Annotated in this window: 11 protein-coding genes; 10 read left to right on the forward strand and 1 reads right to left on the reverse strand. The window is 35.2% G+C overall.

From position 1 onward, the window contains the following. Positions 1 to 501 precede the first annotated feature (501 nt). The 5 genes from BMX63_RS17360 (at position 502) to BMX63_RS17380 (ending at position 6,705) form a co-directional block, all read left to right on the forward strand. Positions 502 to 1,491, forward strand: coding sequence for a hypothetical protein (locus BMX63_RS17360; RefSeq protein ID WP_093137833.1), 990 nt, complete (start codon positions 502 to 504; stop codon positions 1,489 to 1,491). 310 nt (positions 1,492 to 1,801) lie between these two features. Beyond that, a complete protein-coding gene (locus BMX63_RS17365) occupies positions 1,802 to 2,857 on the forward strand; it encodes a glycosyltransferase family 4 protein (RefSeq protein WP_093137835.1) in 1,056 nt (351 codons plus the stop codon). A gap of 25 nt (positions 2,858 to 2,882) precedes the next feature. Further along, positions 2,883 to 3,707 (forward strand): sulfotransferase family protein, encoded by an 825-nt coding sequence (locus tag BMX63_RS17370; protein WP_093137837.1) that lies wholly within the window; start codon positions 2,883 to 2,885, stop codon positions 3,705 to 3,707. 51 nt (positions 3,708 to 3,758) lie between these two features. Beyond that, complete coding sequence (locus BMX63_RS17375; RefSeq protein WP_093137838.1) at positions 3,759 to 5,132, forward strand: sugar phosphate nucleotidyltransferase; 1,374 nt, start codon at positions 3,759 to 3,761, stop codon at positions 5,130 to 5,132. A gap of 82 nt (positions 5,133 to 5,214) precedes the next feature. After that, positions 5,215 to 6,705, forward strand: a complete 1,491-nt coding sequence (locus BMX63_RS17380) for a flippase (RefSeq protein WP_093137840.1) — start codon at positions 5,215 to 5,217, stop codon at positions 6,703 to 6,705. A gap of 790 nt (positions 6,706 to 7,495) precedes the next feature. On the opposite strand, the gene BMX63_RS17390 is transcribed toward BMX63_RS17380, so the two are convergent. Continuing rightward, positions 7,496 to 7,831 carry a helix-turn-helix domain-containing protein gene (locus tag BMX63_RS17390; RefSeq protein WP_093137843.1) on the reverse strand — a complete coding sequence of 112 codons (336 nt, stop codon included), beginning with the start codon at positions 7,829 to 7,831 and terminating at the stop codon, positions 7,496 to 7,498. 271 nt (positions 7,832 to 8,102) lie between these two features. Here BMX63_RS17390 and BMX63_RS17395 point away from each other — a divergent pair, with 271 nt between their 5' ends. From BMX63_RS17395 to BMX63_RS17415, 5 genes are all read left to right on the forward strand, one after another. Continuing rightward, complete coding sequence (locus tag BMX63_RS17395; RefSeq protein ID WP_093137845.1) at positions 8,103 to 8,738, forward strand: TasA family protein; 636 nt, start codon at positions 8,103 to 8,105, stop codon at positions 8,736 to 8,738. 152 nt (positions 8,739 to 8,890) lie between these two features. Next, positions 8,891 to 9,751, forward strand: coding sequence for an amyloid fiber anchoring/assembly protein TapA (gene tapA, locus BMX63_RS17400; protein WP_177167375.1), 861 nt, complete (start codon positions 8,891 to 8,893; stop codon positions 9,749 to 9,751). A 14-nt stretch (positions 9,752 to 9,765) separates the two neighbouring features. Further along, entirely contained in the window at positions 9,766 to 10,377 is a 612-nt protein-coding gene (gene sipW, locus BMX63_RS17405) for a signal peptidase I SipW (RefSeq protein WP_093137848.1), read from the forward strand. 26 nt (positions 10,378 to 10,403) lie between these two features. Next, positions 10,404 to 11,051: an LPXTG cell wall anchor domain-containing protein gene (locus tag BMX63_RS17410; protein WP_093137850.1), complete on the forward strand. Its 648-nt coding sequence runs from the start codon at positions 10,404 to 10,406 to the stop codon at positions 11,049 to 11,051. Between the two features lie 106 nt (positions 11,052 to 11,157). Continuing rightward, on the forward strand, positions 11,158 to 11,453 hold a 296-nt coding region (locus tag BMX63_RS17415), incomplete at its 3' end, for a helix-turn-helix domain-containing protein (protein ID WP_143060130.1).

The raw sequence follows: 11,453 nt of genomic DNA on the forward strand, positions 1-11,453 counted from the left end.
TCCTTGAAAATAGCTTGTCCCACACCACGACACCCCTTTATTCCTCCTTAAGGGGAAATTAGGAATCACAGTATCAATTTTCCATATTCCCATATATCCATTATTCGTAACTTTATACAATGCTCATCTTTATCAAATGACTAGTCGGTTGTCGTATTACTAAGCATATTAGTTACCTCCTACTATTTTATTGAATAATTCTTTATCATTCTTTCCGGAACAATTATGAGAGAGGATACAGTTTTGTCATCATCCGCAAGTTGTTGAATAATATCAAGCAGAAATTAACCAGATTTCGTTGAAAATTAATGATGGAACCTTAAATGAAGGGAACTCCTATTATGATTATCTGCATTATAAGAACGGTCATTACTTGTCTTGGATCTGTTTTCTTGCATGATATTGAAAAGGTATCTTTGTTTCTGTTGGTTTAAAGTGATAAGTTCTGGTAATCTTAATGATAGTTAACTTATATTCGCTTCAACTGGAGGGGGTAAAATTATGGAATTTATAGTAGCCACGCATTCCTATTTATTTAGAGTCCATATAAATGTGGAAAATGAGAAAATTGAAAATTACCAAGTGCTGAATGAAAATCATCATTATGGAATCGCACTTGCTCAGAATCAGGTTCATGTGGTAAAGCGAATCAACAATGATATTCTTTTGCCGCAGATAGATACATATGATATCAGAAATAACCAATTATTGCGTTCGACAACAGACTTACATCAAATGAACTTCGGTGATATACATCAAATGATTGAGGAAAATGATGGAATGCATATTGTGAATACAAGGTTTAATAGCATTGTTTTTTACAGCTTTAATGGAAATAAAATCAATGAGTACTTTATTGATGGTAAAACTGAAGATATTAACCATATCAACTCTGTTTATCAGTGCGGAGGGCTGCTATTCACTTTATTCCATAATAGAGGTAGAAAAGAAAGTGAAATCGCTATTTTTAAACATGATAAGTATAAAGGTTATACCCTCCAGCATCTCATACCTGTATGGCATACAGGCTGTCATAACTTATTTGTTGATGGCAATTACTTGTACTATAACGCTTCATCTAAAGGTCTTTTTGTGGTGGTTGATTTAAATAAGCAGCGTATTTTGAAGGAAATATCCCTTCCAGGTCATACGAAAGGAATGTCAGTGACCGACGGGTATATTGTCATTGGTTTCTCTGATCATGCATCCCGGGAGGAAAGATTTACCACAAAGGGGCATTTAGCTTTTATAGATAGAAAATCATTGACTTTAATTCATACCATAGACCTGAAGCTGCCTACGCTCCCTCACAATGTAGGAAATGTCAACGAAATACGTGCAATTTCCGAGAGTGAATATGCACATGTAAATCAAAAAGAATCGGAAATCGATTGGTCATCAATCAAGTTGGCAAAGAGTGACCTCTATTTTCAGACAAGAAAACGATTAGGGAAGTTATATAATCTTGCAAAAAAAGTGATAAATAAATAATAGAATTTGTCTAATCCCCTTAGTAGATCTTATGATATATCACAGGAAAAGGGGATTTTTAGTTTGGAGTCATGACAGTTCCAAATCCTGTTCCAATATATTGACTTCATTTAATGGATATGATTTATTTAATTGTAAACATAGAATATATAGTAGAATTTAAATAAGGACTATAACTAGTGATTTCAAATAGATTATAAGAAAACGTATAGCTGAATATCTTCTTTTAGTAAAGGCTATATTGGTTAAAACAGAGGAAATTTGTTTCTATAAATAATGATTGATTCTGACGTTTACAGGAGTGAATGTGTTGAAAATATTAGCAAGCCCGGCGTTTGATAATAAAGAAGGTAATCCATATAATTATTTACTCTATACAAATTTACAGAGTTTAGAACCTAATATTATTATAGAAGATTTTAAATGGGAAAAGCTGTCCGAACAAAAATGGGATATTTTACATTTCCATTGGCCTGAAACCTTTTTTAATAAGAAAAATAGGGTAGAAGCTCTTAAAGAATTAGTGAAGTATTTTATTATAATCAAAACCGCAAAGAGACAAAATACGAAAATTGTCTGGACGATACATAATCTTGAAGCGCACAGCAGATTGTACCCACGTATGGAAAAATGGTACAAAAATTGGTTTATTAAACAAATTGATGGGGCAATTGCCTTAACTGAATCAGGTTTAGAACTGGCTCATAACCATTTCCCAACTTTAAAGGATGTGGACACAACCGTTGTGTATCACGGTCATTATAAAGACAGCTATCGAAATGATATTAGCAAAAAAAATGCCAAAGAAAAACTGGATATATCCGAGTATGAAACAGTGTTCACATACTTTGGTCAAATAAAAGAGTATAAGAATATTCCTGAATTAATTAACCAATTTCAAAAAATGAAAGATGAAAGCAGTTGCTTGCTCATAGCCGGAAAGCCAGAGTCTGAGGCATTAAAAGAAAGAATTGAGATCTTAGCAAAGACAGATAACCGTATTAAATTATTCTTGGAGTTTATTGATGATGACGATGTTCAACTTTATATGAATGTTGCTGACGTCGTCGTTCTTCCCTATAAAGAAATTTTAAATTCAGGTACAGCCCTTTTAGCTTTATCCTTTAATCGCCCTTTGTTAGTACCCAATAAGGGTGCCCTTAAAGAATTAAGGAATCAATTTGGTGAAACAATCGTATTTACGTATAATCATTCCTTAAGCGTTGAAGACCTGGAAAAGACCAGCCAAGCACTTAAGTTAGTTCCATCTAATGAAGATACGAATTTTATTGATGAGGAATCTGTTTTCAATTGGAGAGAGGGTTCCAGAAAAACGTTGGAGTTTTATAAATCGCTTTTAAAATAGGCAGGTTTTATTTAGGAGGATCCAAATGAAACGAATTTTTATTGTAGGTGCCCCGAGATCCGGCACAACATTGTTGCAAAGTATGCTCTCCTCACACTCAAGTATTAATTCTTTTACAGAGAGTCATTTTTTTACAAATAATTTTAAAAGCTACAAAAAGTTATTCTACGGAGTTAAAAAAGGAATTAATCAATCTGTAGAAGAATTTATGAAGGAAAATAAATTTGATAAAGAGCTTATTCAGGAGTGGCGTGAGGAAAAGAAGAAAACTGCGAAACAGTATGGGAAGAATTTCATTAAATTACTCGATCAGTATACAATTCATCAGAAAAACAAGGTCTGGATTGAAAAAACACCTGCTCATTTATATTTTGTTCCTTTTATTCATAAAGTTTGCGAGAATGCACAATTTATTCATATAGTCCGGGATGGTAAGGATGTTGCGGCCTCCATTTATGATGTAGCCAATAGGAGTCCAGAAATATGGGGCAGAAGGTCTCTGGAGCAGTGTGTGGACCGGTGGAATCACGATGTAGAAGTAAGTATTAAATATTTGAGTCGACGAAATCACTTTGGAGTGACATATGAATCATTAGTCGATGAACCAGAAAAAATCTTAAAACGGCTATGTCATCAATTAGGAATTGAATGGGAAAGTAACATGCTTGATTTTTCCTCTGCAACTTCCAATCTTGTTACAAGTAAGGAAAAATGGAAACAAAATAACTATAAAGGACTGACTAAGCACAATCGTCTGAATAAATTGAGTCATGACCAAAAAGAGTATGTAAGCAAATATATCAATATGAATTTATATACGAAATTTTCAAATTTAGTAGATTTGGAATAAAGTTTAAGTTATGGAATTGCTTTAGAGGAAATATATGTAGGAGGTTTTTTGATGAGACTAGTTTTATTATCCGGAGGGTCAGGTAAGCGGTTATGGCCTCTGTCAAATGATTCCAGATCAAAGCAGTTTTTGAAAATGTTAAGTAATCAGAATGGTGAAGAACGGGAATCCATGGTCCAAAGAGTATGGGGACAACTTAGCATAAGTGATTTAGCAGATAATTCTGTTATTGCGACGAGTAAGTCACAGGTCGACATGATTAAAAGTCAATTAGGCCTCGATGTTCCAATAATAACCGAGCCAGAAAGACGAGACACCTTTCCCGCCATTGCGTTGGCTGCTACTTATTTATATTCCGTGCAAAATACGAATCTGAACCAAGTTGTTGGAATATTACCTGTGGATTCTTATGTTGAGGATCACTTTTTTAATAGAGTAAGGGAATTGGAAGAAGTTCTTCTTGATTCCAACGCAGATTTAGCCTTAATGGGGGTTACTCCAACCTTCCCATCGGAAAAATATGGTTATATTGTGCCAAAGAAAATCAACAAAAACGATTACTTTGTCGTTGATTCCTTTAAGGAAAAGCCGAAAGAAGAGACCGCAAAAAGTCTAATGGAGAAGAATGCTTTATGGAACTGTGGGGTTTTTGCTTTCAGACTTTCGTATATCATTGACTTATTAAAAGAAAAGGGTCTTCCCGTCCAATATGATGAACTTGTTGAACAATACAGTCAATTACCAAAAAACAGTTTTGACTATGAGGTCGTGGAAAAGGCTAACCATATTATTGCTTTACCTTACGATGGGTACTGGAAAGATCTTGGTACGTGGAATACCATAACAGAGGAAATGGCGACAAATGTCATTGGTAAAGGAATTATCAGTGAAGATGTTAAGAATTCGCATGTGATTAATGAACTAGACATTCCTGTTACTCTATTAGGTGTCAGTCATGCGGTTGTAGCTGCGAGTCCAGATGGAATACTCGTGACTGATAAAGAATCCAGTCCAAAGGTAAAAGAGTATGTGAAAGATGTTGGCGGTCGCCCAATGTATGAGGAGCGCAGATGGGGCTGGTATAGAGTGTTGGATTATACTAAATATGAAGAAGGAAATGAAGTCCTGACCAAAAGAATCGGTATTCATTCCGGTAAGAATTTAAGCTATCAGATTCATTATAAACGCAGCGAAGTATGGACAATTGTGAAGGGTGAAGGTGTACTTATTTTAAATAATGAGCACAAACATGTAAGAACTGGTGATGTTATTCAAATACCTTTATCAGCAAAGCATGCCATCAAGGCTACTACTGATATGGAGATTATTGAGGTTCAGACCGGCAGTGAATTGATTGAGGAAGACATTGTGCGAATAGCAATGGATTGGGATGAAATTGAGGAAATGAGTAAGTATAAAAGGTAAGACGTTTCTTGGAGTTAAAATGAGACAGTGTGGAAAAAACTACTGAGTTTGTTTATAAATTATGGTGTAAAGGAATTTGAGCATGCAGAAAGAACTAGCAAATGTGACAAAACAATCAAGTATCGTTTTTTCAGGAAAAATAATTGGCCTATCCTTTGGTCTGCTGTTTAATTTTATTGCTGCCAGATTTTTAGGTGCTGAGATTTATGGTCAATTTATGTACATCTTTACCTTTATCAGTTTGCTTCCTCCTTTAGTAATTATGGGATTACAAAAAGGATTAGTGTATTTTATTCCTCAACTACAGGAAGATCAGCAATTGGTCAGGCGAAATTCTTATATAACATTAAGTTTTCTACTCGTCTTTTTAACAAGTTCGATAGTGGCTATTAGCATTATTATAAACAGTGATTTTATTAGTAATATCCTTTTAAATAACCCTGAATTAAATACTTTAGTTAAGTTAATGGCACCGTTGATCATCTTTTTGGCACTAAATGATCTTTTAAAAGGTGTGTTTCAAGGTGTAAATAAGATTAAATTTTTTGTATTAAATGAAAGCATTATTATTCCCGTGTTAAAAGTTGTGGTCTTGCTTGGTGTTTATTTACTTGGCTTTGTGATGAACAGTATCGTCTTGGCATTTTATGTTGCAACGGTGACAGGGTTTATTTATTTAATCATTTTAGTTATTCGATTACGTGTGTTCAGTAGGATAAGATTCAGTAATTTTAAGGATTTTAAAAAGATATTTAAGTATTCTTTACCCCTCTTATTTTCAGGGTATTTAATGTTGATTAGTCAGAAAACTGATATCATGATGATTGGTTATTTCAGCACCGATGGACAAGTAGGTATTTATAATATAGCCTTACGAGTTGGAACGTTGAGCAGTTTTATACTCGTTGCCTTTAATACGATGTTTGCTCCGACAATCTCTTCTTTATTTCACAGAGGAAAACTTGAAACACTGGAAAATATGTATAAGGTGATTACCAAATGGATTGTGGGGGTTAATTTAATTGCGTTTGCTTTAATTTTTTTACTTAATGAAGAAATAATGCACGTATTTGGAAGTGAATATGTTGCCGGATCCATAGCACTTGTCCTTGTGTCTGTAGGTCAAGTTGTTAATGCTGGAGTAGGTTCGGCAGGTATGATTCTCTCCATGACTGGAAAGCCCGTGTTAGACATGATCACCAACTTTATCGTAGTTATTGTCAATGTTAGTCTTAATTATACACTTATTCCTATTTACGGTATTGAAGGAGCAGCTATAGCATCCATGGTATCCGTCGGTATTGCGAATATAATTAGGCTTCTTTTAGTATACAAAATGTTTAGGTTTCACCCCTATAATTTTGGTTTTGTAAAAATAATCTGCTCAATTGTCATTGCATCCTTATTAATTAAGTGTGTGTTGAGTTTTACTGAGTTTCTATGGTATATGAATTTAATATTGTTACCGCTACTATTCATAGGTATATTTATGCTCGTTTATTACTGGCTAGGAATGGATAAAGAAGACAAGGATATTCTGAATACGATGAAAAGAAAGATGAAGATAGGGTAATAAGATATATTTATAGAAAAATAATGACTTTTTTGATATTCAATCTCTTCAATCAATACTTCATTTGATTGTTGCAGAATTATAAACGATGAAAAGGTGGTTTCTCAAGACTCTCAGCAGCACGTGGTAGAATTGAATAAGCTAATTATGCTTTATTAGAGAACAGTGTAAAATCAAACCAGAGTAAATAGTGCTACAAAAGCAGTTAATCTTCACTATTATATTAAATACGAAGAACGATTTGATAATAGATTTGCAGCCTTTAAAAATAACTTTTTATGAATTGGAAGGTCTATTTTTTATTGGAATAAGTGTATTTAGAAAATTGAAAGAGACTGCAAAAAAAGGGTAAAAGACTAAAAGCCAACCCGCTGTGTACATGTAATCATTCGATTACTTAGTCGGTTTTTTTATTAGTCAGGGCAAAAGTGGATAGTTAACATTCATATCACTCATTTTATGTTTAGTCCGGTAGTTCACCAATTTAGCCGATATCCCCATAATAGAAAATACAACACTAAAATTAATCCCGATTCCCAACAATTGAATAATCTGTCTCATGTGTATTAAGCCTATTTTAAAATGAATTCAACCTATATGAAAAATCATTACACCAGTCCATAAAAAATATAGCGAGGAAAGAGCGGAATTTAAATCAATAAAGAGAAACAATCCATAATGGAGAAGATTAAACCAAGAGAGTGGTAATTCAGCCTGAAGAGTACAGAGTAATCCGTTGAACTCGTCATTAACTCGAATTTCCACAAGTATTTCCCTACTTTCGCACCGATTAACCATCCTCCCGATCCAACCACTTCCTATACTTCACAAATATCTGAAACTCCCGAAATTCCGATTTTGTGATACCAGATTCAATAATATCCTGTAATAGTTCAATCCATTCTTCATCCAGTCCGGTTATATCTGTCTCAATCCCTAATAGCAAGTATCCAATATTGGTATCTAAAGGTTCTGCTATTTTGTAGAGAAACTGGATGGACGGATTTTTTTGTAAATTACGTTCAATATTACTGATATAGGATTTAGAAATACCCGATTCTTTGGCAAGTTCAGAAATCGTATATCCCATCTCTTCTCTTCTTTTTTTAATTCGGTTTCCGATCATCTTTTGCTCTCCTAAATTCTAAAATAAAACTTAGCGGTTAACGTTCATTATATAGTACAATATGTTTTTAATAAAGGTTAGTAATTTTAAGAAAATTATAGATATTTTAAGAAAATTGCACTCGTTACGTTCTTAATAAAGAAAAACAGTCTTTTTTTAAGTTTTTCAAAAGTGAAGGAATCAAATAGACTATAGGTACGGTTCGTTAATAAGAACAAAACGAACAGCTCTTACATAAGTAAGGGGTAAAAAATTTAAAGGAGGAAGTCTTATGAGTTTAAAGAAAAAACTCGGCGCAGGCATCGCAGCAGCAGCACTCGGAATTTCATTAGTAGGAGGGGGGACATTCGCGTATTTTAACGACACGGAAACATCAAACAACACCTTTGCAGCAGGTACGTTGGATTTGAGCATGGATCCACAGGTTGTGTTTGATGTAGGTAATTTGAAGCCAGGGGATTATATGATTAGAGACTTTGAATTGCAAAATACAGGTTCACTGGATATTAAAAGTGTTCTATTAGATACCTCTTATAGTGTGATAGATGAAAATGAGGATAATGGAGATCAGGATTTTGGGGAGCATTTTGTGGTGAAATTTATCAAGAACAAAGGTCACACTGAATGGGAAGATGGCTTCTGGGATGACGATAATTACACCGTTGTTTATCAAAAAACCCTAGCTGAACTTTCCCAAATGACTCCAGATGACATAGCAACTGAATTGGAAGATGGATTCTTATGGCATGACTACAAAAAAGATGGTATCCCTTCCGGAGATCATGACCATCTAACAGCTATGATTGAATTCAAAGACAACGGAGAAGATCAAAACGTTTTCCAAGGGGATACACTAAACCTTGAATGGACATTCACTGCTGAGCAGGAAGACGGAGAAGAAAGATAAATCATATAACTGGAGAAGGGTGGTACACCCACCTTTCTCTTATACATATTCAATAAGCCAATCCCTTTTGTTTTATCAAGCATTTCAATTTCCACCTTGACATGTTTGATAAAGCAAATCTATTTGTGTTGAAAATAAGGAGGGATGTACATTTGAACAAAACTCGTCTTCAAACGTTAAAAAAGAAAAGAAAATGGCTGCTTATGACCAAGCTAGTTTCTATTTTTTACTTACTTGCCATATCCTTCATTTATCTAACAAGCGGTTCCGCAACCGAAGCCCATTATAATTTTGTGACAAGCGACAGTTTTGAATTTCAAGCCGGAACATGGTGGGATGGGAGCCATTTGGTATTTTTAGAGGATGAAGAAGAGGAGAATGTGGTGAAAGGTTGTGAAGCGGTTAAGGTTAAAATTCCCGTCCAAAATGATTCTGAATACGGCATGATGGGTTCAACTGAATATGAAGTACATCAAACCAATCACAAAAATGACGCCCAGATTGTCACTTCCGGAACCATCCCAGCTCTTGATGCGAAGGAAAAGGAAGTCATTACATTTACAGCAGATAAACCAGGAAACTATCAGGTTAAAGTGTATCAGCGAGAAGGATATGAAGATAATTATGAAACGAGGACGGAAACCTGGAGTAAGACCATTAAAGTAGTATGTGAAGAAGATGATGAATTAAAACCAGACGAATCCACCCCGGAAGAAAAAGGTCAGCCGGGATCAGCAGATGAAAATCAAACGGATACTGAGGAAAAAGAGTCAACGGATTCCGATCGCTCAAGTAATGAGCAAGCTTCAGATGACACTGAAGAAGTAAGCCAGGAAGAAGAACAAAGTCAGGACACCGATATGAGTGAGGAGAACAAAGCAACCGAGGATGAAACGGAAGGGCCAAGTGAAACAGAGGATGACGAGAGTGAAAACGTTGAAGAAACAGAAACTCAATCTTCTGAGGAACAGAATCCTGATGAAGATGAGGACAGTAGAGATAGCACGAAGTAAGGGGGATATTCGTGATGGAGAAAAGAGCTAATAAGAAGCGTAAAAAACCCAATTTCATGATTTGGTTAAATCGTGTTTTTACCGTTGTCTTTTATACCGTTCTAACGCTCGCCTTATTTTTTGTCACTATCTCAAAAGCCTCAGGTGGAGAGCCTGAAATTTTTGGTTATCAATTGAAGACGGTACAATCAGGCTCGATGGAACAGGAATTTCAAACTGGATCGATTATCGCTGTCAAACCAGGCGGAGATATGACTCGGTTTGAAAAGGGTGATGTGATTACCTTTGTAGCTGAGGATCAAAAATTAATTACCCATAGAGTGGTTGAAGTTGTAGAGAGCGGAGGAAAAACATTATACAGAACAAAAGGGGACAACAACAATGCAGCCGATTTGAATCCGGTGCGCTCGGAAAATGTGGTAGCTGTGTATGCAGGCTTTACTATTCCCTATCTCGGGTATTTTGTTGACTTTGCTAAGTCTCAAAATGGTGCGTTTTTATTACTTATACCAGGGATTTTACTATTATGCTATGCAGGCTTTACGATTTGGAGGGCACTGTCAGAACTTGATAAATCTAAAAAAAGGCTGGATCAGGCTTCTGAGGCTCCGCAAAGTGAGAGTTAATTTACCTCTATGGAAAGGGGGATTTTATGAAAGAGATTGCCAAAATAGGCTTGGGTATCATCGTTCTTCTATTTATGCTTACCTATTCTGTGAATACGGTTTTTAGTGCAACTAATTCAGATTCCAGCATTGAGGTTGATATTGAAACAACTACGAATGATTACCTTTTTAATATAGATAATATGAAGCCAGGTGACTGGGCACCAAGAACAACAACGGTTCGAAATCTGGGGATACGGGATTTTGAATATAAAATAATCGTAGAGTATGATAGTGGCTCAAGGGAGCTGTTTGATTTATTAAGATTAGATATTCATGCAGGAGACAAAGAGCTGTACAAAGGAAAACTTGCCAATTTAGAGTTGGAGCCAAGAGATTTAGCAAATGGTAGCGAAGAGGATTTAGAGTTCACATTGAGATTCCCAACAGATGCAGGGAATGAGTTTCAAGGTTTAGATACGCAATTCACGATTACCTTTGTGGCAGAAAATTTTGATTCAGTAGAAGTAGAAGGATCGGTTGATGGTGAAGATGATGGGGCTATTTCGGATAATGTTCAAGGGGCATCACTACTTCCTAAAACGGGGGAAGATTTGTTAAAATTTTTGATTGTTGGGTTTATCACGCTTAGTATAGGAGCAGGTATCGTTTTTTATCAGAGGAAAAAAGCATAATTGTTATATCCTTCGGCATAAGAGAGCTTCTCAAAAGACCTTGGTTGATTAATGATGTGCACCCCAAAAGTTAGACGAACTAATTCTAACTTTTGGGGTGTTTTTTGTGGTCAAATATGATGAAGGATTTAAGCAAAATGTAGTTAACGCTTATTTAGCTGGAGAAGGTGGATATGCTTCCTTGGCTAAAAGATTTGGAATTCGAAGTAAAACCAATATAAGAAAATGGGTCAGTGCTTTCCGACAGTTTGGGGAACAGGGTTTGACTACTAAAAAAGCATCTACGAATTATCCTGTTCAATTTAAATTAGATGTCATAAACTATAAGGTAAGAACAGGAGATTCCCTTGAAGATGTTGCTAGAAAATTTGGCATTACTGAACCGCCTTTGATTCTTAATTG

Source organism: Salinibacillus kushneri (genome assembly GCF_900111405.1).
Lineage (GTDB): Bacteria > Bacillota > Bacilli > Bacillales > Alkalibacillaceae > Salinibacillus > Salinibacillus kushneri.

Excerpts from the sequence above, each read along its gene's own strand:
- BMX63_RS17360 (WP_093137833.1), top strand. The coding sequence starts at position 502 with ATGGAATTTATAGTAGCCACGCATTCCTATTTATTTAGAGTCCATATA.
- BMX63_RS17370 (WP_093137837.1), top strand. The coding sequence starts at position 2,883 with ATGAAACGAATTTTTATTGTAGGTGCCCCGAGATCCGGCACAACATTG.
- BMX63_RS17375 (WP_093137838.1), top strand. The coding sequence starts at position 3,759 with ATGAGACTAGTTTTATTATCCGGAGGGTCAGGTAAGCGGTTATGGCCT.
- BMX63_RS17380 (WP_093137840.1), top strand. The coding sequence starts at position 5,215 with ATGCAGAAAGAACTAGCAAATGTGACAAAACAATCAAGTATCGTTTTT.
- BMX63_RS17390 (WP_093137843.1), bottom strand. The coding sequence starts at position 7,831 with ATGATCGGAAACCGAATTAAAAAAAGAAGAGAAGAGATGGGATATACG.
- BMX63_RS17395 (WP_093137845.1), top strand. The coding sequence starts at position 8,103 with ATGAGTTTAAAGAAAAAACTCGGCGCAGGCATCGCAGCAGCAGCACTC.
- sipW (WP_093137848.1), top strand. The coding sequence starts at position 9,766 with ATGGAGAAAAGAGCTAATAAGAAGCGTAAAAAACCCAATTTCATGATT.
- BMX63_RS17410 (WP_093137850.1), top strand. The coding sequence starts at position 10,404 with ATGAAAGAGATTGCCAAAATAGGCTTGGGTATCATCGTTCTTCTATTT.